Here is a 25,575-nt window from a genome sequence, read left to right as displayed (position 1 = left end):
GGGTGGTGAGCACCCTTCGCCCCGCGCTGTTGACCGACCAGTACGAGCTGACCATGGTCAGCGCCGCGCTCTCCGACGGCACCGCCGACCGGCGCTGCGTCTTCGAGGTGTTCAGCCGGCGGCTGCCGGCCGGCCGCCGCTACGGGGTGGTCGCCGGCACCGGTCGGCTGGTCGACATGATCCGCGACTTCCGGTTCGACCCGGCCGAGATCGACTTCCTCCGCCGCACCGGAGTGGTCGACGACCGGGCCGCGCGGTGGCTCGCCGACTACCGCTTCACCGGCGACATCGACGGCTACGCCGAGGGCGAGCTGTTCTTCCCCGGCTCGCCGATCCTCACCGTGTCGGGCACGTTCGCCGAGTGCGTGGTGCTGGAGACGCTCGTGCTGTCGGTGCTCAACCACGACTGCGCGATCGCCGCGGCGGCGGCCCGGATGGTCACCGCCGCCCGGGGCCGCGCGCTGATCGAGATGGGGTCCCGCCGGGCGCACGAGGAGGCAGCGGTCGCCGCCGCGCGGTCGGCGTACCTGGCCGGGTTCCGGTTCACCTCGAACCTGGCCGCCGGGCAGCGCTACGGCATCCCGACCGCGGGCACCGCCGCGCACGCCTTCACCCTGCTGCACGACGACGAGCGGGCGGCGTTCGCGTCCCAGGTGGCCACGCTGGGCAAGGACACCACGCTGCTCGTCGACACGTACGACATCGCCCAGGGCATCCGCAACGCGATCGCGGTGGCCGGCCCGGAGCTGCGGGCGGTCCGGATCGACTCCGGTGACCTCGCGGTGATCGCCCAGCAGTCCCGCGAGCTGCTCGACTCGCTCGGCGCCACCGAAACCAAGATCATCGTCTCGGGCGACCTGGACGAGTACGCGATCGCCTCGCTCGCCGCCGAGCCGGTCGACATGTACGGCGCCGGCACCGCCGTGGTGACCGGCTCCGGCGCGCCCACCGCCGGGCTGGTCTACAAGCTGGTCGAGGTGGAGGGGCGACCGGTGGTCAAGCGCTCCGAGCACAAGGCCACCATCGGCGGCCGGAAGGTGGCCGTCCGCCGGCACAAGCCGACCGGCACCGCCACCGAGGAGATCGTCGTGCCGCAGGGCGTGCCCGACCGGCAGCCCAACGACAGGCTGCTCCAACACTCGTACGTGGTGTCCGGTGAACCGGTGTCGCTGCCCACCCTGGACGAGTCCCGGGAGCACCTGCGGCAGTGCCTGATCTCCATCCCGTGGGAGGGGCTCAAGCTCTCCGGCGGCGACCCCGCCGTGCCGCTGACCGTCGTACCCGCCACCTGAGGAAGGACCGACCAGATGCCGAACGCCCTGATCATCGTGGACGTGCAGAACGACTTCTGCGAGGGCGGCTCCCTCGCGGTCGGCGGCGGGGCCGGCGTGGCCGGCGACATCTCCCGGCTGCTCGCCGCCGAACCCGGCCGCTGGGACCACGTGGTCGCGACGAAGGACTACCACGTCGACCCGGGTGCGCACTTCGGCGACCCGCCGGACTTCGTCGACTCGTGGCCCCGGCACTGCGTGGTCGGCACCGCCGGCTCCGAGTTCCACCCCGAGCTGGAGACCGGCCGGGTGGAGGCGGTCTTCCACAAGGGCGAGCACGCGGCGGCATACTCGGGCTTCGAGGGGCACGCGCCCGACGGCGAGGGCCTGGCCGACTGGCTGCGCCGCCACGACGTGGACCGGGTCGACGTGGTCGGCATCGCCACCGACCACTGCGTACGCGCGACCGCGCTGGACGCCGCGCGGGAGGGTTTCCGCACCACCGTGCTGCTGGACCTGACCGCCGCCGTCGCGCCGGAGACACTCGACGTGGCGCTGCGCGCGCTCGACGGCGCCGGGGTGGCCACGGTGGGTGAGCCTGTGATCAGGACCGCTTGACCGGGTAATCGCTTGCGACTGTCGTACCCGACGCCCAGGATGGCGCGGGAGGTACGACCCGTCGTGAACCTGAAGCCCTACCGGGACGCGCTCGCCCTGCCCGGCCTGCGGTCGCTGCTGCTGGTGTCGGTGCTGGCCCGCATCCCGCTGACCGCGGTAGGGGTGACGCTCACCTTCTACGTGGTGCTCGACCTGGGGCGGGGCTACGGCGCCGCCGGGCTGGTCGGCGCCGCCGCGACCGTCGGCGCCGCGGTCGGCGCCCCGCTGCTGGGCCGGCTGGTCGACCGCCGGGGGCTACGGCCGGTGCTGCTGCTCACCACGGTCGCCGAGGCCGTGTTCTGGGCTGTCGCGCCCACCCTGTCCTACCCGGTGCTGCTGCCCACCGCGTTCCTGGCCGGGCTGCTCGCCCTGCCGGTCTTCTCGTTGGTCCGCCAGTCGATCGCCGCGCTGGTCCCGGCGGAGCAGCGCCGCCCGGCGTACGCGCTGGACTCCATGTCGGTGGAGCTGTCGTTCATGGTCGGCCCGGCCCTCGCGGTGGCCCTGGCCACCGCCGTCACCCCACGCCTCACGCTCTGGGCGGTGGGCGCCGGGATCGTCGCCTCCGGCGTCTGCTTCTGGCTGCTGGATCCGCCGACCCGGGCCGCCGACGAGCCGGTCGACGTGCGCGGCCCGGCGCCCCGCCGCGAGTGGCTCACCCCGCGCCTGCTCGCCGTGCTGGCGGTCAGCCTGGCCGCCACGCTGGTGCTGGGCGGCACCGACGTGGCCGTGGTGGCGGTGCTCCGCGCCGGCGGTGAGGTCGGCTGGACCGGCGCGGTGCTGGCCGCCTGGGCGGTCGCCTCCCTGGTGGGCGGCTTCGCCTACGGCGCGGTGCGGCGCTCGTTCTCGCCGCTGGCGTTGATGGCGGCGCTCAGCCTCACCACGATCCCGGTGGGCCTGGGCGGGTCGCACTGGTGGCTGCTCTGCCTCGCGCTGATCCCGACCGGTGCGCTCTGCGCGCCCACCATCGCGTCCACCGCGGACGCGGTGAGCCGGCTGGTCCCGGCCGGCGTCCGGGGCATGGCCATGGGCCTGCACGGTTCCGCCGTCACCGTCGGCATCGCCCTGGGCGCGCCGCTCGCCGGCGCGGTGATCGACGCGTCCGCGCCGGCCTGGGGCTTCGCGGTGACCGGCGCGATAGGCGTCCTGGTGGCCCTGGCGGTGCTGCCGGTCGAGCTGCGCCACCGCCGAGCCCGGTCCGCGACGACCACCGAACCCGACCTCGCGCCCCTCACCTCCTGATCCACTCCGCCGACCGGCGGCGTCCCTGACGATCAAGGGGTTTGTGTCGGCGGCGGCCCGGTTCCCGGCGCGAACTCCTTGATCACCGCCTGCCGGTGCCGGCTGGTCACAGGTTCGACACGGTGTGCGGGGACGGGACCACGGTGGGTGGTGGTGTGGGCGACGATGGGAGCGTTCCCAAGCCGATCCTCCGGGAGGCACGCCGTGAAGAGCACCGTGGGCCGCCTGGTCGCACTCGCCCTGATCGCGGCGTCGGCCGCCTGCGCCGAGGCCGCGCCGGCACCCGAGCCGACCGGGCTCGGCGTCGGCGTCGGCTGTCCCGCGTTGGCCGACAGCGGCAGACAGGTGGTGTTCGGCGACGAGATCCAGGCCGAGCTGGGCGGCGTCCTCCTCGGCTCCGGCCCCACCGGCGTGGTGCTGGCGCACATGGCCGCCGGCGACGTGTGCCAGTGGCTGCCCTACGGGCGGGAGTTGGCCGACCGGGGCTACCGGGTGCTCGCCTTCGACTTCGCCGGCTCCGAGGGCTCGCGGGCGCACGGGGTGTCGCTGGCACAGCAGATCACGGCGGCAGCCGGCGCGCTACGGACGGACGGCGCCAGCCGGATCGTGTTGGCGGGCGGGTCGATGGGCGGCAGCGCGGTGCTGGCCGCCGCGCCGACCCTCGATCCCGCGCCGGTCGCCGTCGTCGCGCTCTCCCCGCCCGCCGGCTACGGCGACGCCGACGCCCTCGCGGCCGTCCCGAAGATCACCTCGCCGGTCTTCTACGGCGTCGGGGAGTTGGAGACGAGCTTCGCGGAGTCGACCCGACGGCTCTACGACGCCACCCCGCGCACCACCGCCCGGCAACTCGTGCTCGCGCCCACCGGGGCACACGGGGTGAACCTGGTCGTGCTGGAGGCGGGCGGCGACGTCGACCTGCGCGACCAGTTGGCCCAGTTCCTCACCACCCACGCCCCACCTTCCTGACCGCGCGCGGTTGCCGCCGGAGAGTCGGGCGGGTTCGGGTTGGCGCTTCTTCGATATTGGACTTGTGGTGCCAGGATATGCCGGTTTCGGGCCGGTGTCGGAAGTGCCGCAAGTCCAAGATCTGTGAAGGTTTCTGTCAAGCGGTGGTTTCGAGAGTGCGCCAGATTTGGCGGGCTATGTAGCGTTTGAGGCTGCGGGTGATCTCGGCTGGGGTGCGGCCTTCGGTGGTGCGGCGGTTGATGTAGTCCTTGGTGGGTTGGTGGCATCGTTGCCGGGTTTTGGCGATGGTGTGTAGGGCGGCGTTGAGGGTCCGGTCGCCGCCTCGGTTGAGGCGGTGGCGGGTGATACGCCCGGAGCTGGCGGGGATGGGGCTGACGCCGGCGAGTGAGGCGAAGGCGGCTTCGTTGCGGAAACGGCCGGGGTGTGACCAGGCGGTCAGGGCGATCGCGGCGGTGACGGGGCCGATCCCGGGCTGGTCGAGCAGAGTCGGGCAGAGCTTGTCGACCATGGTGCGGATCTCGGTGAGATTGGCTTTCAGGAGCCGTTCGAGGATCAGGATCTGCTCGGCGAGGGCTGCCAGTTGAGTGCGACGCAGTCGGTCGAGGCCGCTGCCGCTGCCGCTGCTGGTGGTGGTGAGGGTGGTGGCGTGGTGGACCTGTCGCAGGGTGCTCAGGCCACGCATCTGTGAGCGGAGGTCGTCGTCGGCGGTGAGGATCACCGATTTGAACAAGCTGATGGTGGCGGTGCGGGTGTCGCTGTAGTGGCGGCGGCAGACGAGCAGCAGGCGCAGGGCTTCCCGGTCGCCGTCGACGCGGGGCGCGGCGACGTGGTCGGCGGCCAGCACGCCACGAGCGGCGTGCACAGCGTCCAACACGTCGGACTTGCCGCCTCGCCGGCGGCGACCGGCAGCGGGTTTGGGTGCTTCCAGGACGTCCTCGCCCGCGGCGCGCAGGACGCGCAGCAGGCCGACACCGTGACACCGGGCGCCGTCCAGGGCCCAGGCCCGCCGGCCCGTTCCCAACCCCGTCGTCTGCCGGCCGGCCCAGGCCAGCAGGACAGCGGCGCCGTCATCGGTGGCCGGCACGGTGATCTCGGTCAACACCGTCCCGACCGGGGTGAGCACCACAGCGGTGTGCGTATCGGTATGGGTATCCACACCGATGACCGCGTCGACACGCTCGGCCAGACGTTCTGCCAGGATAGGAAGCACGGACGGTTCTCCCTTGCACGGGACGACGTTCGGACGGCGTCGGCCCGGGAGACGATCACCCGGCGGCACATCTGTGATGAGTCACGCGACACGGGCTGCACACCCCTGTCACGGACAGGCTTCTGATCAGGCCAACAAGGTGGGCCGGGCCGACGCCGGCAACCCACGAGGACAAGTCGACTCCACGGCACACCATCTGACAGCGGCCAGATCTTGGATAAGTCACTCGTCGATCACCAACGTCGAACCCTACCGATACCAGCCTCCCGGAACCGGCCCACCTATAGAAGCGTCGACGTGACCGCCCGAGGCCCGACCGGAAACAGATGCCGCTGCCGCACCATGATCGACTCCGCTTCGGCGAGGTGGCGGTATCCCCCACCGCTCGACCCCACCACCTCGGCGGAATGGAGTCGATCAAGCGTGGCCTCCCGCCCACCGGGAGCACACTCCCGCCAAATGGACCACCGGACAACAACCCTGGCCGCCCCACTCCCCGTCTTGTCGCCACCCGGCCACCCTCCCCGGGCGTGATCAAGGAGTTTGCGTCGAATTCTGGCCGGCGTGGCTCCACAAACTCCTTGATCACCCGCTCGACGCGCCACCCGGCGCTCGACGCGCCACCCGGCCCTCGGCTGGGCGGGGTGGGGGAACGCGACGGGCGCCGCGACCCCGGCAGGGGTTGCGGCGCCCGTCGCGTCGGTCGGCGCGGAGCGGGGTCAGCGCTGGTCGAGGTTGCCCGCGGTGTCCTCCTGGTAGCTGGCGCCACCGTTGACCGCGCTGCTCAGTGGCTTGGCACCACCCTCGGGCGGGCCGGCGACGCTCTGCCCGGCGGCCAGCTCGGGGAACTTCAGGTCGAAGGCCGGCCGCTCGGAGCGGATCCGCGGCATCCGGTCGAAGTTGCGCAGCGGCGGCGGGCAGCTCGTGGCCCACTCGAGCGAGTTGCCGTGGCCCCAGGGGTCGTCGACCTCGACCACCGGGCCGGTCTTGTACGACTTCCAGCAGTTCCAGATGAACGGCAGGGTCGAGATGCCGGTGATGAACGCGCCGATGGTGGAGACCATGTTCAGCGTGGTGAAGCCGTCGGTGGCCTGATAGTCGGCGTACCGGCGGGGCATGCCCTCGGCGCCGAGCCAGTGCTGCACCAGGAACGTGGTGTGGAACCCGATCATGGTCAGCCAGAAGTGGATCTTGCCGAGCCGCTCGTCGAGCATCCGGCCGGTCATCTTCGGGAACCAGAAGTAGATGCCGGCGAAGACGGCGAACACGATGGTGCCGAAGAGCACGTAGTGGAAGTGCGCCACCACGAAGTAGGAGTCGTGCAGGTGGAAGTCGATCGGCGGGCTGGCCAGCAGCACCCCGGTCAGGCCGCCGAAGAGGAAGGTCACCAGGAAGCCGATGGCGAACAGCATCGGCGTCTCGAAGGTGATCTGGCCCCGCCACATGGTGCCGATCCAGTTGAAGAACTTCATGCCGGTGGGCACGGCGATCAGGTAGCTCAGGAAGCTGAAGAACGGCAGCAGCACCTGGCCGGTGGCGAACATGTGGTGCGCCCACACGCTCATCGACAGGGCGGCGATGGCGACGGTGGCGGCGACCAGGCCCTTGTAGCCGAAGATCGGCTTGCGGGAGAAGACCGGGATGATCTCGGTGATGATGCCGAAGAACGGCAACGCCACGATGTAGACCTCGGGGTGCCCGAAGAACCAGAACAGGTGCTGCCACAGCATCGGCCCGCCGGTGGCCGGGTCGTACACGTGCGCGCCGATGATCCGGTCCGCGGCGAGCGCGAACAGCGCGGCGGCCAGCAGCGGGAAGACCAGGATCGCCAGCAGGCTGGTGACGAGCATGTTCCAGGTGAAGATCGGCATCCGGAACATGGTCATGCCGGGGGCGCGCAGGGTCAGGATCGTGGTGATCAGGTTGACCGCGCCGAGGATGGTGCCCAGACCGGAGATGGCCAGGCCGACCACCCACATGTTCGCGCCGACGCCCGGCGAGTGCTCGGCGGTGCTCAGCGGCGTGTAGGCCGTCCACCCGAAGTCGGCCGCGCCACCGGGGCTGATGAAGCCGGCCACGGCCAGCGTGCCACCGAAGAGGTAGAGCCAGTAGGCGAAGGCGTTGAGCCGGGGGAACGACACGTCGGGCGCGCCGATCTGGAGCGGCACCACGTAGTTCGCGAAGGCGAACACGATGGGCGTCGCGAAGAACAGCAGCATGATCGTGCCGTGCATGGTGAAGAGCTGGTTGTACTGCTCGGGCGACAGGAACTGCAGCCCCGGCCGCGCCAACTCGGCGCGCATGATCAGGGCCATCAGGCCACCGATCATGAAGAACGCGAACGCGGTGACCATGTACATGATCCCGATCTGCTTCGCGTCCGTGGTGCGCAGCAGCCGCGCGATGGCCGACCCCTTGACCGGCTCGCGGACCGGCCAGGGCCGGGTCACGACCGGCTTGGGTGCGACGGTGGTCACGAGTGGCCTCCGGTTCTGGGTTGTCCCGCTCGGCGCGCTGGTCATCGGCGCAGCCGTCATCCGCAAGGAGGATAGTCCCCGGTAGGTGGCCCCGCCGCCGGGGGTGGGCAGCTACGATCTTCGGTCTCCTACAGCGGGCCGGTGAGGAGCCGGTAGTGCTCTCCGAAGATCCGCCCGCCGCGTCCGCGCAGCAACGGGTCGCGCAGCGCCGGCGGCACGTCGCGGGTGCGGTTGCGGTCCCGGGTCCGGTCCCGCACCCAGCGGGTACGCGGCCGACGGCGACTCTCGTACGCGATCAGCGCGGCCTCGACGCTGCCGGCCGCCTTGAGCGATTCGGCCAGCACGACGGCGTCCTCCAACGCCATCGCCGCCCCCTGCGAGAGGGTCGGCGCGGTGGCGTGAGCGGCGTCACCGACGAGCAGCACCCGACCGTGGAACCAGCGCCCCAACTCGACCTCCTCGGTGCGGTCCACGTGCACCGTCTCCAGCGCGGCGAGCACCTCGGGCACCGGCCCGCCGTAGCCGTCGAACAGCTCGTGCATCCGGGCCTGCGGGTCGGCCGGCACCGTGGTGCCGGCCTCGTCGGCATAGCAGTAGAGCCGCCCGGCGCCGAGCGGCACCATCAGGAAGCCGGCCCGCTGGCCGAGCAGCGCGGTCCAGTCGGCGACCGGTGGGCCGTCGCGCACCACGGCTCGGTAGATCACCTGCCCGGCGGGGCGGGGCGGACCGCCGAGGGCGGCCAGGGCCCGCACCGCGGAGCGCGGGCCGTCCGCGCCGACGACCAGGTCGTACTCCCCGCCCGTGCCGTCGGTGAAGCCGACCGCGACGCCGCCGGGCAGCGGTTCGACGGTGCTCACCTCGGCGCCATGCCGGACGGCTCCGCCGGCGCCGGTGAGCAGCACCCGGTGCAGTTCGGCGCGAGGCAGGGCCCGGCACTCGCCCACCCCGGCCCAGAGCGCGTCCAGGTCCACCTCGCACAGCGGCGCCCCGTCGGCGTCGAGGAAGCGCTGCCGGTGGATCACCTGCCCGAGCGGTCGCAGCGGCCCGTCCAGGTCGAGCCGGCGCATCGCGCGGGCCGCGTTGCCGGGGAGATAGAGACCGGTGTCGACGCGCTCGGTGGGTGGCAGCCGCTCGGTGACGTCCGGTCGGAACCCCGCCAGGCGCAGCGCCCGGGCCACGGCGAGGCCCGCGATGCCGGCGCCGACGACGAGGATGCGCAGGGGAGAACCACCCATCGTGGGGTACGCCTCCGGAGGGGTGTGGAACGCGACGGAGGCAAGACACTACTCGCCGCAACCGGGTGGCGGAAGTGCCGGTCGGCCCTGGTTCGCACGCCGTTCGTGCCTAGTGAACCTCTCATCTTAACCGGTTCATTTGCGGCGGAGTTTCAAACATGTAAATCTATGCTGGTCCATGGGAGCGCTCCCGCACCTATCCCCCGACCGACCGGCGCCCCTCGCGCCGACCCAAGGAGCATCATGAAGCGTCCACTCAGGGCCCTCGCCGCGGCCGGTCTTCTGGTCGCCGGCACCGTCGTCGCCGTCGCCCTCGGCGGCAGCGCCTCCGCCGACACCCAGATCTGTGAGCAGTACGGCTCGACCACGGTCGGCGGCCGGTACGTGGTCCAGAACAACCGCTGGGGCACCAGCGCCCAGCAGTGCATCAACGTCACCTCGTCCGGCTTCTCCATCACCCGGGCGGACGGCTCCGCGCCGACCAACGGCGCGCCGGTCTCCTACCCGTCGATCTTCTTCGGCTGCCACTACACCAACTGCTCCCCCGGCACGAACCTGCCGGCCCAGGTCAAGAACATCAGCAGCGCACCGAGCAGCATCAGCTTCAACTACGTCGGCGGCGCGACCTACGACGCCGCGTACGACATCTGGCTCGACCCGTCGCCCAAGAAGGACGGCGTCAACCAGATGGAGATCATGATCTGGCTCAACCGGCAGGGCTCGATCCAGCCCATCGGCTCCCCCGTCGGCAACACCACCATCGCCGGCCGGAACTGGGAGGTCTGGCGGGGCAGCAACGGCTCCAACAACGTCATCTCGTACGTGGCGCCGTCCGCCGTCTCCAGCTTCAGCTTCGACGCGATGGCGTTCATCAACGACACCCGCAACCGGGGCGCGATCACCAACGACTGGTACCTGACCAGCATCCAGGCCGGCTTCGAGCCGTGGCAGGGCGGCGTCGGGCTGGCGGTCACCTCGTTCTCGCAGAGCGTCAACCTCGGCGGCAACAACCCGCCGCCCACCGGCGGGCCGACCACGCCGCCGCCGTCGGGCAACGCCGCCTGCACCGTGACCTACAAGGCCAACGCGTGGAACAGCGGCTTCACCGCCGACGTGACGGTCAAGAACACCGGCAACAGCACCATCAACGGCTGGACCCTGAACTACAACCTGCCCTCCGGGCAGACGGTCACCAGCGCGTGGAACGCCACCGTGACGCAGAACGGCTCGGCGGTGACCGCACGGAACGTCAGCTACAACGGCACGCTGTCCCCCGGCGCGTCGACCAGCTTCGGCTACCAGGGGAACCTGAACGGCAGCTACTCGTCGCCGAGCAGCTTCACCCTCAACGGCACCACCTGCGCCCGGGGCTGACACCGGAAACGACGCGGGGCGCGGTCCGTGCGGACCGCGCCCCGCACCATCTGCCGGCTCAGCCGGCGAGGGCGTCGATGTCGCGCATCTCCTCGGCGGTCAGCGAGAACCCGAACACGTCGGCGTTGGCCCGGATCCGCTCCGGCGTGACCGACTTCGGGATGACCACGATCTCGTGGTCGATGTGCCAGCGCAGCACCACCTGGGCCGGCGAGACGTCGTGCGCCTGGGCGATGCGGACCAGCACCGGGTCGGACAGGTCGCTCGTCGCGAGCGGGCTGTAGCCCTCAAGCGCCACCCCCCGGTCCCGGTGGGCGACGTGCGTACCCCGGTCGTACTGTGACGGGCTCCAGCGGATCTGGTTGACCGCGGGCGTCTCCTCGGTGGCCTGGATCAGCTCGTCGAGCTGCGCGATCGAGTAGTTGCTCACCCCGACGGCGCGGGCCAGGTTCTCGTCCCGGGCCGCGAGCATCTCCCGCCACAGCGGGATGCTGTCCCCCGGCGCCGACGGCGGCCAGTGCACCAGCCACAGGTCGACATACTCGACGCCCAGCGCGGCGAGGCTCGCCTCGATGGTCTCCCGCTCCCGGCCCACCCGGTCCGGCGGCAGCTTGGTGGTGATGAACAGGTCCTCCCGGCGCAGCCCGCTCTCCGCGACCGCGCGCCCGACCTCCTTCTCGTTGCCGTACATCGTGGCGGTGTCGAGGTGCCGGTAGCCGGCGTCCAACGCGGCGAGCACGGCCCGGTAGCCGTCCTCGCCGGTGGCCCGCCAGGTGCCGAAGCCGAGCAGCGGGATCCGGACGTCGCCCGGGAGCGGGAGGGTGGGTTGGTCGAGGTCCATGCCGACCGTTCTACCCGTGATCGTCGCCGGCATTCCGGCGGGCGGGCCGGGTCTGACGGAGAATGCGGAAATGGCGGACCGGCTGGCGGACTACCGGCGCAAGCGGGACGCCGCGCGTACCCCGGAACCGGTGCCCGAGCGGTCCCCGGCCCGGAAGCGGGCCACGCGGCGCGCCCCCCGCTTCGTCATCCAGCAGCACCACGCCCGCAGCCTGCACTGGGACCTGCGGCTGGAGCACGACGGCGTGCTGGCCTCCTGGGCGGTGCCGCGCGGCCTGCCCCGCGACCCGGGCCGCAACCACCTCGCCGTCCACACCGAGGACCACCCGATGGAATACCTGACGTTCCACGGCGAGATCCCCGCCGGGGAATACGGCGGCGGGCGGATGACGGTCCATGACACCGGCACCTACCGCGCGGAGAAGTGGCGCGACGACGAGGTGGTCGTGGTGCTGGACGGGCGGCGCACGAAAGGGCGGTACGTCCTGTTCGCCACCGGCGGCCGGGGCCGGGACTGGATGGTCCGGCGCACCGACCCGGCGCCGGCGGGCTGGACACCGATGCCCGAGCTGGTCCGCCCGATGCGACCCGCCGAGGGCCGGCGGCTGCCGCACGACGCCGACGCCTGGGGGTACGAGCCGCGTTGGGCGGGCGTGCGGGCGATGGCGTACGTCTCCGGTGGCCGACTGCGGCTGCTCGACGGCGACGACGCGGAGATCACCGGCGCGTACCCCTGGTTGCGGGCCATGGCCGAGGAGTTGGCGCCCACCGAGGTGGTGCTCGACGGCGTGCTGGTGCGCATCGACCCGGCCGGGCGGGTCAAGCCGCCCAGCAGGCGGGACGGCCAGTTCCTCGCCGTCGACCTGCTCTGGCTGGAGGGCCTGACCACCCTGGACGTGCCGTACGCGCAGCGCCGCGAGCTGCTCGACTCGCTGGCGCTCGCCGGTCCGCACTGGCAGACTCCGCCGTGGTTCCCGGGAGTCGGCGCGGACGCCCTGCGGGCCGCCCGTGAGCAGAAGCTCCCGGGAGTGGTGGCGAAGCGCCTCGACTCCCCGTACGAGCCGGGCCGGCGCAGCCGGCACTGGCTGAGCATCGACGCGAGCTGAGGACCACCGTGCACCTGACGCACCTGGAGTGCCCGCGCTGCGGCCTGGAACACCCCGCCGACACGTTGCAGAACCTGTGCGGGTGCGGCTCCCCGCTGCTGGCCCGCTACGACCTGGCCACGGTCGCCGCCACGGTGGCCCCGGAGCAGTTCGGGCTCCGCCCGGCCGACCTGTGGCGCTACCGGGAGCTGCTGCCGGTGGCGGATCCCCGGTTCGTCACCACGCTCGGCGAGGGCTGGACGCCGCTGTGGCACGCCCCGGCGTACGGCCACGAGATCGGGGTGGACGAGCTGATCGTCAAGGACGAGGGGCTGACCCCGACCGGGTCGTTCAAGGCCCGGGGCGCGGCGGTCGGCGTGAGCCGGGCCCGGGAGCTGGGCGTCGAGCGGATCGCCATGCCGACGAACGGCAACGCCGGGGCGGCCTGGGCGACGTACGCGGCCCGGGCCGGCATCGGCGCGACCATCGCCATGCCGTTGGCCGCGCCGACCATCTGCCGGCAGGAGTGCGTCGCCGCCGGGGCGGACCTGCGGCTGGTCGACGGCCTGATCAACGACGCCGGCCGGGAGATCGCCGGGCTGGTCGCCGAGTCGAACGGGCGGATCTTCGACGCCGGCACGCTGCGCGAGCCGTACCGGCTCGAAGGCAAGAAGACCATGGGGTACGAGATCGTCGAACAGCTCGGGTGGCAGGTGCCCGACGTCATCATCTATCCGACCGGCGGCGGCGTCGGGCTGATCGGCATCCACAAGGCGCTGCACGAGCTGCGTGAGCTGGGCTGGGTCTCCGACCGGCCGCCCCGGCTGGTGGCGGTGCAGTCCACCGGCTGCGCGCCGATCGTGCGCGCGTTCGCGGCCGGCGAGGCGCGGGCCACCCCGTGGGCGGACGCGCGGACCGTCGCGTTCGGCATCACCGTGCCCGCCCCGCTCGGCGACGAACTGGTCCTGAGCGCGCTCCGGGACAGCGCCGGCACCGCGATCGCGGTGGACGACGCGGAGATCCTCACCGACCTGCGCGACTTCGCCGCCCGGGAGGGGCTGCTGCTCTGCCCGGAGGGTGCGGCCTGCCTGACCGCCGCCCGGCACCTGCGCGCCGGCGGCTGGATCCGGCCCGGCGAGCGCGTCGTCGTGCTCAACACCGGCGCCGGCATCAAATACCCCGACCTGGTATAAGGAGGGGCCCCTGCTTAACGCTTCCGGTAGAGGCGGGGCCCCTTCTTAACACCAGCGCGCGCGAGCGCGCGTCAGGACGTCGGGGGCTCGTCCCGGCCCGCCTCCTCGGCGGCGTCCGCCTCCTCCTTCGTCCGGTGCACCGCGCCGTCGGCGTGCTCCGGCGGCCCGTAGACGGTGTAGAGCACCAGCGGGTTCGGCCCGGTGTTGACGAAGTTGTGCTTGGTGCCGGACGGCACGACCACCAGGTCGCCGGCGACGACCTCCTGCTTCTCCCCGGCCACCCGCGCCTCGCCGGTGCCGCTGACGAAGGTGAGGATCTGGTCGATGCCCTCGTGGACCTCCTCGCCGATCTCGCCGCCCGGCGGGATGGTCATGATGACCAACTGCGTGTGCTCCCCGGTCCAGAGCACGCGGCGGAAGTCGGGGCTCTTCTCGGCGACGGTCGCGATCGTGAAATGCTCCATGTCCCGGTCATACCCCGTTCGCGTGCCCGCCACGCCGGGAGTGACGGATGGCGGAATTCCCCACGCCGGACAGGTTTGGATCCGCTCCGGACGGGCAACTGCCGTCGACAAGACCGGTGCGGGCTGGGCCGGTCGAGCCAGGTCCCCGCTGACGTACCGCCGTACGGCTGCGACGGTGGGAGACGGCCAGAGCGCGGCGACGTTACGACCGGACGGTCGTGCGGCGCCGCGCGCTCGTGTGCCGGGTCAGGCGAGCACGGCCAGGTGGAACGGGCGGTCCGCGTGCCCGCTCGCCGCGTGCGTCTCGACGAAGACCGCGTTGGCGATGCCGGCCCGGGGCGCCACCGTCAGCACGCCCTGCTGGGCGAGCCCGCCGCCGTTGGCCGGACCCACCGTGCCGACGTACGCCGCCCGGGCGACGTCCTGGTCGAAGGCGACCTGGTACATCCCGGCGGCGAGCCGGGTGGCCGACGTGGCGCCGAGGCCGCGGACCAGCCTGCCGTTCGCGTCGACCACGGCGAACAGGACGCGGGCGGTCGCCGGCAGTCCGGCCGCCCCGTTCGAGTTGATCTCGGTGTCGACCCGTGCGACCTCCGGCACGCTCGGAGTGGGCTGGCCGGTCGCTCCCCTCCTCGATCTGGGGCTGGACATCGTGGTCCCCTCTACTACCGGTACGCCGGCGGAAGGCGTTCGTGGTGTGCCAGGCGATCAGCGCCGATCACTCTCCTGCTCCGAAGCTATGCCGACGCACCGCCCACCAACCACTGACAGCGCTGTCCGATCATGGACAGTCAGCGGCTGTGAGCTGCGAAAACGTCAATCGTCCGGGTCACGGGTCGGCACCTGGCCGCGGCAGCGCAGCCGAAGCTCGTACTCCTGCCCACCGCCCACGAAGCGCACCTCGACGTGCTCGTCCGGCCCCGCCTCGGCGTCCTTCGTCCGATATCCGGGCGCCGGGGACCAGGTCACCACGCGGACCCCGGCGGGCACGCACTCGGCGAGCACGCTGCCGCCGGGCGTCACGAAACTGCGCCGGGCACCCGTCGCGGCCGGCGTCGCCGACCGCGGGCCGCGCGTCGTCGCCGTCGCGGCCGGGTTCGCGCCGGTCGGGCTCGGCACCCCCGGATCGGGTACGGCGAGCGCCCGCGCCACGTCCCGCTCGGTGCGCACCCCGCCCGCCGTACCGGTGATGCCCGCACCCACCAGGTCGACGGCGGCCAACCCGACGAGCGTGGCGGCGACGGTGGTGGCCAGCCAGCCGGTGACGGCGAGGAGGGTACGGCGGTCCATGCCCCGAGTGTGCCCCGCGACCGGGTTGGGCGGGTCTCTGGGCAACGCTAAGGTCCGGTTAAGGAGCCTCGGCGGCGTCCCCGGTGGGGGCTACTCTGCCTTGCGTGGCGCGCCTGCTGCTCATCGAGGACGACCTGACCATCCGCACTCCGCTGCTGCGCGCCCTACGCGAGTTCGGGCACGCCGTCGCGGCGGCGTCGACCGCCCTGGGTGGACTGCGCGACGCGCTCGACGACCGGCCCGACCTGGTCGTGCTCGACCTCGGCCTGCCCGACCTGGACGGCGGCGAGTTGCTGCGGATGCTGCGCGCGGTCAGCGCGGTGCCGGTCGTGGTGGCGACCGCCCGCGACGACGAGGTCGAGATCGTCCGCCTGCTCGACGCGGGTGCCGACGACTACCTGGTGAAGCCCTTCACCGCCGCCCAACTGGACGCGCGGGTCCGCGCGGTGCTGCGACGCGCCGCGAGTGGCGGCGCGACCGAGACCGCGCTCGTGGTCGGCGGGCTGCGGATCGACAGGCGCGCACGCCAGGTCACACTCGACGGCGCGCCGGTGGAGCTGACCCCCCGCGAGTTCGACCTGCTGCATCATCTGGCCGGCCGGCCCGGGCAGGTCGTCACCAAGCGGGAGCTGCTCACCGAGGTGTGGCGGATCCCGTACGGCGGGGCCGACAAGACCGTCGACGTGCACCTGTCCTGGCTGCGCCGCAAGCTCGGCGAGAGCGCCCAGGCGCCGCGCTACCTGCACACGGTGCGCGGCGTCGGGGTGCGGCTGGACGTGCCGGGGCACGACGGGTGAGGGGCCGGCTGACCCTCCTCGTCGCGGCCGTCGGGGTGCTCGTCATGATCGCGTTCCTGGTGCCGCTCGCGGTGCTGGTGCGCACCGTCGCCGCGGACCGCGCGACCGCCCGGGCCACCGCCGACGTGCAGCGCCTGGTCGCGGTCGTCGGCACGGCCACACCGGAGACCGTCGGGCTGACCGTGGACCAGCTCGCCACCGACACCGGCCGTGAGGTGAGCGTCTACCTCGCCGACGGGACCGTGCTCGGCGCGCGGGCGCCGCGCACCCCGGCGGTCGCGCTGGCCGCCTGGGGGCAGAGCCTGACCGTCGAGTCCGACGCCGGGCGGGAGGTGGTGGTCGCGGTGCAGGGCCGCCCGGAGGGGACCGGCGTCATCCGTACCGTCGTCCCCCCGGCCGAGCTGACCGCCGGCGTGACCCGCGCCTGGCTGGTCCTGGCGCTGCTCGGCGCGCTGCTCGTGCTTGTCGGCCTCGTGGTCGCCGACCGGCTGGCCGGCACCCTGGTCCGGCCGATCTCGGCGCTGTCCGCCGTCTCCCACCGGCTCGCGAACGCCGAGCTCGACGCCCGCGTCGAACCGGCCGGGCCGGTCGAGCTGCGGGAGGTCGCGGGCGCGTTGAACCACCTCGCCGAGCGGATCCAGGTGCTGCTGCGCGAGGAACGCGAGCAGGTGGCCGACCTGTCGCACCGCTTGCGTACCCCGTTGACGGCGTTGCGGTTGGAGGCCGAGTCGTTGCGGGACCGGGACGACGCCGCCCGCCTGACCGCCGCGGTCGACGGCCTGGAACGCGCCGTGACCGGCGTGATCCGGCAGGCCCGGTGGCGCAGCACGGCGGCGGCCGGGGGCACCTGCGACGCGGCTGCCGTGGTCGGCGAGCGGGTGACGTTCTGGTCGGTGCTCGCGGAGGACACCGGCCGGGTCGTGACGCTCGACCTCGCTCCCGGTCCGCTGCCGGTGCGGTTGGGCGGTGACGAGCTGGCCGCCGCCGTGGACGCGCTGCTGGGCAACGTGTTCGCCCACACGCCCGACGGCACCCCGTTCGCGGTGCGGCTCACGGCGGAGGACGACGAGGCGGCGCTGACCGTGGCCGACCGCGGCCCGGGGCTGCCGCCCGGCCCGGTGCGGCGGGGGGCCAGCCGGGCCGGGTCGACCGGGCTCGGTCTGGACATCGCCGAGCGGGCCGCCCGCGCGGGGGGCGGCCGGCTGGAGCTGTCGACGAATCCGGGCGGCGGCGCCCGGGTGGTGCTCCGGCTGGACGTCGTGCGTCCACACTGACCGCCCCGCCGTTGGCGCCGCCACTTCAGGATCACGCGGGCGGGGGCGGTCGAGGGAGCGCGTCACGCTTCCGGGAATGGCGAGGCCCGGGGGTGATGATCGATCTCGTGAAGGCGTGGTGTCCTCCGGTCCGCCGCCGGCAGCCCTTAACCCCGCCTTGTCCTTCGGCTAGCGCGACCCTCACCGTCCGGCGCGCATCGTCGACGCCAGGATTCGAGGAAAGGTGACGACCATGCGACGTACTTCCCTGATGCTGGCGGCGGCCGGTGGGGTCGCCGTGCTGGCGGTGACCGGCGTGGCGCTCGGCGTGACCGCGGCGGACCGGTCGAGCGGGCGTTCCGCGCCGGCCGCCGTGACGGTGGCGGACGACCCGGCCCGGGCCGGTGACGACGACTCGGCCGGAGCGACGTCCGGCGACGACAACCCGGCCGGGACGACGCCCGGCGACGACAACCCGGACCGGTCGGCGAACGGGGGCGAGGACAATCCGGACCGGCACGGGACGGCCGACGACGACCCGGCTCCGGCCGTCACGAGCGGCGAGGACAACCCGGCCCGGCAGGGCCGGGACGACGACGGCACGGACGCCGTCCCGGCGGCCGGCGGCGGGGTGAGCCGGCAGCGGGCCGCCGAGGTGGCGCTGGCCCGGACCGGTGGCGGCCGGGTCACCGAGATCGAGGCGGAGACCGAGCACGGCCGTCCGGCGTGGAGCGTCAAGGTCGTCCGGGACGGATGGCGGCACGAGATCAAGGTCGACCGGGGCACCGGCACGGTCGTGGAGGCCGAGCGGCAACGAGCCGAGGCGGACGACCGGGGCAGGGACGACCGGGGCGACGACCACGGCCGCGCTCGCGGCGACGACTGACGTGACGAACGGGGGCCGCGGGGCCGGGTGCGGAGAGGTCTCCGTACCCGGCCCCGCCGTTCTCACCGCAGCGTGCACCGCAGTTCGGCCGGCGCCTGGTTGTCACCGGAGGCGACCAGGCCCCAACTGGTGGCACCGCCGGCCGGCAGGGCACCGTTCCAGGCCGCGTTCGTGGCGGTCACCCGCGCGCCGGACTGGGTCGCGCCGGCGTTCCAGGCGTTCACCAGCCGCTGCCCGCCGGCGAACACGATCTCGCTGCTCCAGCCGGCGGCGGCGGACGTGCCGGTGTTACGCACGGTCACCTCGGCCTGGAAGCCGCCCGCCCACGCGCCGGTGACCGTCCAGGTCGCCGCGCAGCCCGTGTCGGACGGGGGCGTGCCGGTGGGCGTCGGGCTCGGCGAAACGGTCGGACTGGGCGAGACGGTCGGGCTCGGCGAAACGGTCGGGCTGGGCGAGGCGGTCGGTGACCCCGTCGAGCCGTCCGACGTGGTGTAGGCGACCGGCGTGTACGCGGCCGAGCAGGTGCCGCCGCACGAGGACGGCAGCGAGAACCGGTACACCCGGCCGCCGTTGATCAGCGCCCCGGTGACGTCCCGCACCCGGATCTGGAAGTCGGTGCCCGCGCCGAGCACGTACGCCTGGCCCATGTCGCTGTTCATGGTGGCGGCCCGCCACACCCCGTCGGCCAGGTACTCCACGCCGTGGATGCCGTTGGCCAGGTGGGAGACCGCGATGGCCGGCCAGTAGCGTTGCGCGCCACGCAGGAAAGCGATCCGGATGTCGCCGGAGTAGCCGGGCGCCGGCACGAACGACCAGGAGACCCGGCGGTTGTTCCAGTGGTTCGGGTAGAGGTCGCCGACCGGGACGCCGTCGCGGGCGAAGCGGTTCAGCGAAGCGGTGGACAGGTCCAGGTGGTTGCGGTCGTCCCGGCACCAGGCGTTGCCGTCGCCGCAGGAGTCGGCGACCACCATGGTCAGGGTCGCCCCGTTGTAGCCGTCGGCGACCCAGGATCCGTTGCGGCAGAACGGTTGCCCCGGCGCGCCGTCGTTGGTGCCGGTGCAGCGGTCGCCGATGGTCACCTGGACGAACCGGCCGCAGTTGAGGCCGTTGTTCCACAGCCCGATCCGGTCCGCCTGTGCCGGCGGCAGCGGCCGGACCGGATAGGACGTGTAGTCGCCGGGCATGTCGTAGACGTTGAGCGCGACGAAGTCCGGCGAGTCCAGTTCGGACTGCGGCAAACCGCAGCCGCCGTACGGGGAGCCGAGTCCGTCGAAGTGGGTGGCGTTGCCGGTGACCGGCGCGGGTGGGTCGTCGACCGCGAGCGCGGGCAGTTGACCGGCGACGAGCAACGCGGTCGCGGCGGCGGCCAGGGCCGCGGCGGACCGGAGGCGGGACTGCGGGGTCATGGGTTGGCCTTCCAGGCGGGCCGACCCGTGGCACGGGTCGGCTCAGGGGTGGTGGTTGCCCGTCCTGCCCGGCCGCGCCCGCCCGACCATGCCACCACCGCGACGCTCGACGTGTCAATGTCATCCACATCGCCCGCGTGAGCGACTGGTGACGCTGAGCAATCGAGCCGCTACATTTGAAGTATGGTCCTCGCACCCGAAGGCCGACCGCCGGACCCGATCTACCGTCCCGTGCTGCCCGGTCGTCGGGGTGAGTTGGAAGCTCTGGCCCACCTCGACGACACCGTCGCCGCGCTGCTCGCACCGGTCGTCGACGTCCTCGCGACCGAGCCGGGCCCGGTCGACGCGCTCGGGCGGCTGCCCGCCGGCGTCCTGCCCGCGGTGGACGTGTCGGCGCTGCCGGACGTGCCGGAACACGATCCGGTGCGATGGGGCGTACCCGTGGTGCCGGTGATCGGCCTCGCGGAGAGTGACCGACGGCTGGCGGCCCACGGGGCGGCGGCCCGGGCCTGGGCGGGGCGGGCAGTGGTCCGGCTGCGCACCGGCCCGGACCGGATCGGTCCGGACGCCGCCACCGCGGCGGTGGAGCGGGTGTGGCGGTCGACCGGGCTGGTGCCGGAGCAGTGCGACCTGCTGCTGGACGCGGGTGACGTGTGCTGCCTGGCCGACGTCCGGGTGGCCGAGCCACGGGTGCGGCGGGCGGCGCAGTGGGCCCGGCGGCACGCCTGGCGTTCGGTGACCGTGGCGGCGGGCGGGATGCCGCCGACGCTGTCCCGGCTCCCGACCGACGAGCCGGTTCGCCTGGACCGCTACGACTGGCTGCTCTGGCAGCGCCTGGCCGACCTGCGCCTGGGGTACGGCGACTACGGCGTGGGTTGCGCGGTGCGCGGCGCGGACGCCCCGGGTGACCGGCTGCCGACGCTGCGCTGGACGGCGGGCGGCGCGTGGTGGATCTATCGGTGGTGCCGGCGGGGTGGGCGGGGCGACGAGCGCTTCGCCGACCTGTGCCGCACGCTTGTGGCCGCGCCGCACTGGCCGGCGGCCGGCGCCGGCTTCTCCTGGGGTGACCACGAGGTCCTGCGCCGGGCCCGGCGCGGCGCCGGTGCGGGCTCGGAGTCCTTCCGGATCGCCTGGAGCACCTCCCACCACCTGGCGTACGTGCTGGCCGCGCTGGCCCGGACCGATCGGGAGCCGCGCGGCGCCTGGCGGGCCGACCAGGACCCCCTGGAGCGGGGGCGGGCCGGCCGGCCGCAGCGCGGCGGGGAGTCCCGCCGCGCCGGCTGAGTCAGTCCTGCTCGGTGAACCCGAACTGGACGACGCCCTCGTCGTCGACGACCGCGTCGACCGAGGTGTCGTTGAGCAACTCGGCGGCGTCGGAGTCCAGGAAGATCCGCGCTCCCTCGGTGTCCACCACCTGGTCGCCCTGCACGGGCTGCGGCACCAACTCGATGGAGAGCGAGCCGGCGTCGGTGTCGGCGGCGATACGCAGCCCGCCCGCGTCGGCCAGGTCCTGCTGGGCGGCGAGGTCACGGATCACCAGGACGGCGTTGTCGGTCATGGTCAGCATGGCGGAACTCCTCGTGGCTGGTGAGAATTCGCGGGCGACTCGGCCCACGCGGTCGGCTCGCGACCGGCAGAAGCGGACGAAACGTCGTTCGCCGCACGGAAGCGGGGCGGTCGGACGGCCCCTCTCCTCCCACCGTGCACCCTGCCGGTGGATCCGTCAAATAGAGCCACGTGATCGGCTGCGGTTGGCGTGAACAGGCGTTTTCCCGCCGGCCGGCCGGACGGTCCATAGGCTCGGGCCATGGACGACCCACGCAGGTACGCCGCCGAGTTCCTCGGCTCGCTGCTGCTGATCCGCGTTCGCCGGGGTGCCGATCGGCCTCGCCCTCGCCGCCGCGCACCTGGTCGGGCTCACCCTGGACGGCACCTCGGTCAACCCGGCGCGGTCGTTCGGCCCGGCCCTGTTCCAGGGCGGCAGCGCGCTGCGCCAACTCTGGGTGTTCATCGTCTTCCCGCTGCTCGGTGGCGCGCTCGCCGCCCTCGTCGCGCCGCTGGTCCTGCGCCCGGGCACGGGCGGACGCGGCCCGGCGCAACGGGTGGTCACCCCACGCCCGTGAGGCCGGTGGCCCGACGCTCAGGCACCGGGCCGGTAGGGGTGCGGCTCGGCGGTGGGGTCGCCGCGCTCGACCAGCGCGTCGATCTCGGCCGGCGGCAGGCCGCGCAGTGCGAGCACGCGCCGCCCCCAGCGATGCAGCCGGCACGGGTGCGGGCTGGCGTCGTTGCGGCAGATCGTCCCGCCCGACCAGGTCCGTGGCGCGTGCACCACCACCGCCCGCACCGCGAACTGGACATCCTCGACCGTCACGTAGGGCGGCAGCGGAATCTCCCGCAGCACACCGCCGTCGGCGGGCGGGCGGACGGGGGCGACGGGCGCGAGGCGGCTCATCGGTCAAGCCTCCACAGGGGATGGTCGGACGGGACATCGGAAAGGTACGACGCCCGGCCCGGCCCGCGACGGACAAACTGTCCCGGCGCGCCGGTCCCGTGTGCGGTCAGCGCAGTGCCACGGCCTGGAGACTGACGTTGCCGTACTGCCCGAGCGACTCCTCCACGGTCCAGCTCACCAGCAGCTTCGCGCCGCGCGGCGCCCGGAACCGGAGGGTGAAGTCGGCGGTGAGCGCGGTGTGCGGGTCCTCCAGTCGGATCGTGCTCACCGGGCCGTCGGCCACCCGCACGTCGAGCCGGCCGCGGGCCATCCACAGTCCCGCGTAGAGGTGCACGGTGCGCGGTTGACCGTTGCCGGCCACCGACAGCCGGAAGCCGCTGCCCCGATCGCAGGTGTAGACCCCGGACATGGTGCCGCTGGCCGAGGCCACCGGGACACCGTCACGCCAGGCGTACTCCTCCGGGTTGTTGCGGTAGCTCACCCGTTTCCCCCGGCCGCCCTCGTCCCGGATCTCGCCGGAGCCGCCCTTCTTGCGGACCGTCCGGTCCGCGCCGAGCAGTCCCCACTGGACCCAGTCGACGGCGCCCACGGCGGTGAGATCGACCAGGGCGGGCACCTCGGCGCGGCTGACCGCGACGGTCGGTGGCGCCACCGTGGACGGCGCCACCGCGGACGGTGACGGGCTCGGCGACGGCGTCCGCTGCCGGGGCCGCAGGCCGGGGGTGGCGACCGCGCCGTCGCCCTCGCTCGGCAGCCCCACCCGGCCGGTCGGCGCCACCGGCAGCATCGCGTTCTCCTCCCGCGGCGTGTCGTGCCGCTCGGTGCCGAGGTAGGCCACGAGCGCCGCAAGGCAGAGGAACGCGGCCAGGCCCTCCAGCATCAACCGCCGTCGGCGCCGCAGCCGGCGCAAGGCGGACCGGGTACGCGGGCGGCCCTCTCGATGCGAGCCGGGGCCGGTTCGCGAACGGTCCTCCTCGCCCACCACACCCTCCGCTTCGTGTCCCGCGGCGACGCCGGAAGCGGCGGAGCGCGACGGGCTTCACGCTGTCACCGGCCGGTCGTTTGCGCCATATGTGAACCGACGGGCGTTTCCAGTTCGTTACCAAGTGGTAGGCGAGCCGGCGGTCAGCTTACCGTGATCGCTTCCAACGACACCCCGTCGTTCTGCCCACCGGTCACCGAGAGCGCGCGCCAACTGATCAGCAGCCGCTCGCCGCGCGGTGCCCGGAAGTGGACGACGTACTGGTAGAACCGGTCACCCCGGGCGAGCGCCACCTCCCGGACCGCCGGGTCGCCACCGCCGGAGAGCGAGACGTCGAGCCGGGCCCCGGCCGAGAAGACGCCGGCGAACAGGCGGACGGTCCGCAGGTCCCCGCTGCCGGCCACGGCGAGCGTGAACCTCTTCCCGACGCCCCGCTGGAAGACGCCCGCCCGGGTGCCCTCCTGCCGTGCCACCGGGGTCCCGTCGGTCCAACTGAGACCCGACACCCCGGCGTTGTGTTCCAGCCGCTCGCCGCCCGGGTCCTCGATCTCGCCGGTGCCGCGCTGTTTACGCTGGACGCTGTCCGCTCCGGTGCCGCCCCAGTGCCGCCAGTCCCGCGTACCCAGCAGGGTGAGCGACGCCGACGGCGGCACCGACTGCTGGTCCAGGTTGAGCAGCGGCTCGCCGGGCAACGCCGGGTCGCCGGTGACCGGCACGACGGTGGGGGGCGCCGCCGTCGGCGCCTGCGTCGAGATCGTCGGCGCGGCCACCGGCGCGGTGCTCGGACGACGCTCCGGCGGCGCCGGTGACCGGGCGGAGTAGGCGAGCGCCACCACCGCGACGGTGAGCGCGGCGGTGGCCAGGACGACGCGCCGGCGCCGACGCCGGACCCGGGCCGCACCGACGCGCGTGGACGCGGCACCGGGCGCCGGACGCCGACCGCGCGGCAGCCGGGCGGACGCCGCGCGCAGCCGGGCGGACGCCGCGCGCAGCCGGATGGACGCCGCGCGCAGCCGGGTCGCGAGCGGGCCGGCCAGGCCGGCGAGCCGTGCCCGGAGGCTCTCCGGGGCGGTGTGCCGGCCGGATGTCGCCGGCCGGATGTCGCCGTCCCCGGACGGATGACCACCGGCCGGCCGGGGGCGGCCCGGGGGCCTCGATGCGGCCCGACCGGCTCCCGGCGTCCACCGGCCGGATGCCGGACCGGCCACGCCGAGCCCGATCGGAGCGGGCCCGACCAGCGGGGCACGCCCGGACCCGGGGCCGCTCAGCCCGGACCCGGAGCCGCCGCCCAGCCCGGCACCGCCGCCCAGCCCGGCACCGCCGCCCAGCCCGGGGCCGCCGCTCAGCCCGGGGCCGGTCGACGCGGCACCGCGGGCCGCCGGGCCGCCGGGCGGAGACCCGACCGGCGGAGGGCCGGCGAGCAGGGAGCCGACCGACGGAGGGCCGGCGAGCGGAGGGCCGACCGGCGGAGGGCCGGCGAGCGGAGGGCCGACCAGCGGAGGGCCGGCGGGTGCGGGTTCGGTCGGCTCGGGTTCGATGGCGGCGAGGTCCGGATCTCCGGGCAGGCGACGCGGGCCGGCGGGTGGCGGCGGCGTGGCGGGCGGCTCGACCGGCACGTCGGGCAGCCAGCCACCCACCCGGATTCCGGCCTGCGTGATGTCGTCGTCAGCCACCGCCCCTCCCTCGGCTGCCGGAGCCGGCGGCCGTCGACGCGGCCCACCGCAGGGCAGGATGACACACGCTTCGATCTTCGAGAAGTCGTCGGCGCGGGCCAATTTCCCGACGGCCGTCACCTGCCGCACGTCGGCACGGCGAAAGTCCCCGCCTCCTCGGCGAGACGGCGTCGCTGCCCCGGCGAACTCAGCCGACCTGGAAGCCGAGCGCCTGGGCCAGCGCCACGGCCTGCTCGACGTCGACCCGCGCCCCGGCGCGTTCGACAACGGTCGGGTCCAGCCCGGACAGGTCGCTGCCGCGCAGGTCGGCGCGGGTCAGCTTGGCGCCGCGCAGGTGGGCGCCGGACAGGTCGACCCCGGTGAGCACCGCACCGGTCAGGTCGGCGCCGGACAGGTCGACCTCACGCATCCGCACGTCGGTGATCCGCGCCCCGCGCAGGTCGGCTCCGGGCAGGGCGACGAAGGACCAGTCGCCCCGGTCGACCCGAAGCGGGCGCAGGTCGCACCGGTCGAAGCTGCTGCCGACCAGCTTGCAGCCGGTGAACTCGGCCTCGAACAGGTTGCACCGGGTGAACGTGCAGCGGGTGAACGCCGAGTCGGTGTGCCGGGAGGCGTTGAACGCCACGGTGCCGAAGACGCACTCGGTGAAGACGGCGCCCCGGGTGGCCGCCTCGGTGAGGTCGACGTCGAAGAACTCGCACCGCACGAAGTGCCTGTCGACCAACTCTTCGGCGTACCAGTCCTGCTTGCGGTAGGTGGCGTCCTCGACCGGCTCCGACATGCCACCGACACTAGTGCCGGCGGCCGACACTTCCGACCAGGCGT

25 protein-coding genes are annotated in these 25,575 nt (G+C 73.7%); 12 read left to right on the top strand and 13 right to left on the bottom strand.

The window, feature by feature from the left end:
- Nucleotides 1–5 precede the first annotated feature (5 nt).
- From O7619_RS09740 to O7619_RS09725, 4 genes are all read left to right on the top strand, one after another.
- The gene (locus O7619_RS09740) at nucleotides 6–1,292 is read left to right on the top strand and encodes a nicotinate phosphoribosyltransferase (protein WP_282287117.1); all 1,287 of its coding nucleotides are present in this window, start codon (nucleotides 6–8) and stop codon (nucleotides 1,290–1,292) included.
- A 15-nt stretch (nucleotides 1,293–1,307) separates the two neighbouring features.
- Nucleotides 1,308–1,889: an isochorismatase family protein gene (locus tag O7619_RS09735; RefSeq protein WP_282287115.1), complete on the top strand. Its 582-nt coding sequence runs from the start codon at nucleotides 1,308–1,310 to the stop codon at nucleotides 1,887–1,889.
- 39 nt (nucleotides 1,890–1,928) lie between these two features.
- Nucleotides 1,929–3,167: an MFS transporter gene (locus tag O7619_RS09730; protein ID WP_282288749.1), complete on the top strand. Its 1,239-nt coding sequence runs from the start codon at nucleotides 1,929–1,931 to the stop codon at nucleotides 3,165–3,167.
- 204 nt (nucleotides 3,168–3,371) lie between these two features.
- Entirely contained in the window at nucleotides 3,372–4,133 is a 762-nt protein-coding gene (locus O7619_RS09725; protein ID WP_282287114.1) for an alpha/beta hydrolase, read from the top strand.
- A 136-nt stretch (nucleotides 4,134–4,269) separates the two neighbouring features.
- On the opposite strand, the gene O7619_RS09720 is transcribed toward O7619_RS09725, so the two are convergent.
- The 3 genes from O7619_RS09720 to O7619_RS09710 form a co-directional block, all read right to left on the bottom strand.
- A complete protein-coding gene (locus tag O7619_RS09720) occupies nucleotides 4,270–5,343 on the bottom strand; it encodes an IS110 family transposase (RefSeq protein ID WP_282287113.1) in 1,074 nt (357 codons plus the stop codon).
- 719 nt (nucleotides 5,344–6,062) lie between these two features.
- On the bottom strand, nucleotides 6,063–7,820 hold the full coding sequence (gene ctaD, locus O7619_RS09715) for a cytochrome c oxidase subunit I (protein ID WP_282287112.1): 1,758 nt from the start codon (nucleotides 7,818–7,820) through the stop codon (nucleotides 6,063–6,065).
- Nucleotides 7,821–7,948: 128 nt separating this feature from the next.
- Complete coding sequence (locus O7619_RS09710; RefSeq protein WP_282287111.1) at nucleotides 7,949–9,055, bottom strand: FAD-dependent monooxygenase; 1,107 nt, start codon at nucleotides 9,053–9,055, stop codon at nucleotides 7,949–7,951.
- 243 nt (nucleotides 9,056–9,298) lie between these two features.
- Here O7619_RS09710 and O7619_RS09705 point away from each other — a divergent pair, with 243 nt between their 5' ends.
- Nucleotides 9,299–10,429: a cellulose binding domain-containing protein gene (locus O7619_RS09705; protein ID WP_282287110.1), complete on the top strand. Its 1,131-nt coding sequence runs from the start codon at nucleotides 9,299–9,301 to the stop codon at nucleotides 10,427–10,429.
- Nucleotides 10,430–10,487: 58 nt separating this feature from the next.
- Here the strand turns inward: O7619_RS09705 and O7619_RS09700 are convergent, their stop codons facing one another.
- A complete protein-coding gene (locus tag O7619_RS09700) occupies nucleotides 10,488–11,270 on the bottom strand; it encodes an aldo/keto reductase (protein ID WP_282287108.1) in 783 nt (260 codons plus the stop codon).
- A 70-nt stretch (nucleotides 11,271–11,340) separates the two neighbouring features.
- Between O7619_RS09700 and O7619_RS09695 the strand changes: the two genes are divergently transcribed.
- On the top strand, nucleotides 11,341–12,375 hold the full coding sequence (locus O7619_RS09695) for a DNA polymerase ligase N-terminal domain-containing protein (protein WP_282287107.1): 1,035 nt from the start codon (nucleotides 11,341–11,343) through the stop codon (nucleotides 12,373–12,375).
- Between the two features lie 8 nt (nucleotides 12,376–12,383).
- Nucleotides 12,384–13,547, top strand: coding sequence for a threonine synthase (locus O7619_RS09690; RefSeq protein WP_282287106.1), 1,164 nt, complete (start codon nucleotides 12,384–12,386; stop codon nucleotides 13,545–13,547).
- A 71-nt stretch (nucleotides 13,548–13,618) separates the two neighbouring features.
- On the opposite strand, the gene O7619_RS09685 is transcribed toward O7619_RS09690, so the two are convergent.
- The 3 genes from O7619_RS09685 to O7619_RS09675 form a co-directional block, all read right to left on the bottom strand.
- Nucleotides 13,619–14,011 (bottom strand): cupin domain-containing protein, encoded by a 393-nt coding sequence (locus tag O7619_RS09685; protein WP_282287104.1) that lies wholly within the window; start codon nucleotides 14,009–14,011, stop codon nucleotides 13,619–13,621.
- 246 nt (nucleotides 14,012–14,257) lie between these two features.
- Nucleotides 14,258–14,611 (bottom strand): hypothetical protein, encoded by a 354-nt coding sequence (locus tag O7619_RS09680; protein ID WP_282287102.1) that lies wholly within the window; start codon nucleotides 14,609–14,611, stop codon nucleotides 14,258–14,260.
- A 216-nt stretch (nucleotides 14,612–14,827) separates the two neighbouring features.
- Entirely contained in the window at nucleotides 14,828–15,301 is a 474-nt protein-coding gene (locus O7619_RS09675) for a septum formation initiator (RefSeq protein ID WP_282287100.1), read from the bottom strand.
- Between the two features lie 104 nt (nucleotides 15,302–15,405).
- On the opposite strand from O7619_RS09675, the gene O7619_RS09670 reads away from it, so the two are divergent.
- The 3 genes from O7619_RS09670 to O7619_RS09660 all read left to right on the top strand — a co-directional run bounded on the left by O7619_RS09670 (nucleotide 15,406) and on the right by O7619_RS09660 (nucleotide 18,237).
- Nucleotides 15,406–16,098, top strand: a complete 693-nt coding sequence (locus O7619_RS09670) for a response regulator transcription factor (protein ID WP_282287099.1) — start codon at nucleotides 15,406–15,408, stop codon at nucleotides 16,096–16,098.
- A complete protein-coding gene (locus O7619_RS09665; RefSeq protein WP_282287098.1) occupies nucleotides 16,095–17,372 on the top strand; it encodes a HAMP domain-containing sensor histidine kinase in 1,278 nt (425 codons plus the stop codon). The genes O7619_RS09670 and O7619_RS09665 overlap by 4 nt, the downstream gene beginning before the upstream one ends.
- A gap of 232 nt (nucleotides 17,373–17,604) precedes the next feature.
- The gene (locus tag O7619_RS09660; protein WP_282287097.1) at nucleotides 17,605–18,237 is read left to right on the top strand and encodes a PepSY domain-containing protein; all 633 of its coding nucleotides are present in this window, start codon (nucleotides 17,605–17,607) and stop codon (nucleotides 18,235–18,237) included.
- A gap of 62 nt (nucleotides 18,238–18,299) precedes the next feature.
- Here O7619_RS09660 and O7619_RS09655 read toward each other — a convergent pair whose 3' ends face one another.
- Entirely contained in the window at nucleotides 18,300–19,643 is a 1,344-nt protein-coding gene (locus O7619_RS09655) for a cellulose binding domain-containing protein (protein WP_282287096.1), read from the bottom strand.
- Between the two features lie 183 nt (nucleotides 19,644–19,826).
- Between O7619_RS09655 and O7619_RS09650 the strand changes: the two genes are divergently transcribed.
- On the top strand, nucleotides 19,827–20,927 hold the full coding sequence (locus tag O7619_RS09650) for a hypothetical protein (protein ID WP_282287095.1): 1,101 nt from the start codon (nucleotides 19,827–19,829) through the stop codon (nucleotides 20,925–20,927).
- Nucleotide 20,928: 1 nt separating this feature from the next.
- On the opposite strand, the gene O7619_RS09645 is transcribed toward O7619_RS09650, so the two are convergent.
- Nucleotides 20,929–21,210, bottom strand: a complete 282-nt coding sequence (locus O7619_RS09645) for an iron-sulfur cluster biosynthesis family protein (RefSeq protein WP_281584685.1) — start codon at nucleotides 21,208–21,210, stop codon at nucleotides 20,929–20,931.
- A gap of 307 nt (nucleotides 21,211–21,517) precedes the next feature.
- Between O7619_RS09645 and O7619_RS09640 the strand changes: the two genes are divergently transcribed.
- The gene (locus O7619_RS09640; protein WP_348774359.1) at nucleotides 21,518–21,766 is read left to right on the top strand and encodes an aquaporin; all 249 of its coding nucleotides are present in this window, start codon (nucleotides 21,518–21,520) and stop codon (nucleotides 21,764–21,766) included.
- A 17-nt stretch (nucleotides 21,767–21,783) separates the two neighbouring features.
- On the opposite strand, the gene O7619_RS09635 is transcribed toward O7619_RS09640, so the two are convergent.
- The 4 genes from O7619_RS09635 to O7619_RS09620 all read right to left on the bottom strand — a co-directional run bounded on the left by O7619_RS09635 (nucleotide 21,784) and on the right by O7619_RS09620 (nucleotide 25,531).
- The gene (locus tag O7619_RS09635) at nucleotides 21,784–22,095 is read right to left on the bottom strand and encodes a hypothetical protein (protein WP_282287093.1); all 312 of its coding nucleotides are present in this window, start codon (nucleotides 22,093–22,095) and stop codon (nucleotides 21,784–21,786) included.
- Nucleotides 22,096–22,201: 106 nt separating this feature from the next.
- Nucleotides 22,202–23,005 carry a hypothetical protein gene (locus O7619_RS09630; protein WP_282287092.1) on the bottom strand — a complete coding sequence of 268 codons (804 nt, stop codon included), beginning with the start codon at nucleotides 23,003–23,005 and terminating at the stop codon, nucleotides 22,202–22,204.
- Nucleotides 23,006–23,220: 215 nt separating this feature from the next.
- On the bottom strand, nucleotides 23,221–24,750 hold the full coding sequence (locus tag O7619_RS09625; protein ID WP_282287091.1) for a hypothetical protein: 1,530 nt from the start codon (nucleotides 24,748–24,750) through the stop codon (nucleotides 23,221–23,223).
- Nucleotides 24,751–24,937: 187 nt separating this feature from the next.
- Nucleotides 24,938–25,531 carry a pentapeptide repeat-containing protein gene (locus tag O7619_RS09620; protein WP_282287090.1) on the bottom strand — a complete coding sequence of 198 codons (594 nt, stop codon included), beginning with the start codon at nucleotides 25,529–25,531 and terminating at the stop codon, nucleotides 24,938–24,940.
- Between the last annotated feature and the right edge of the window lie 44 nt (nucleotides 25,532–25,575).

Origin of the sequence: Micromonospora sp. WMMD998 (genome assembly GCF_029581235.1) — a bacterium.
Lineage (GTDB): Bacteria > Actinomycetota > Actinomycetes > Mycobacteriales > Micromonosporaceae > Micromonospora.
This window is presented reverse-complemented; position numbering and strand designations above follow the sequence as displayed.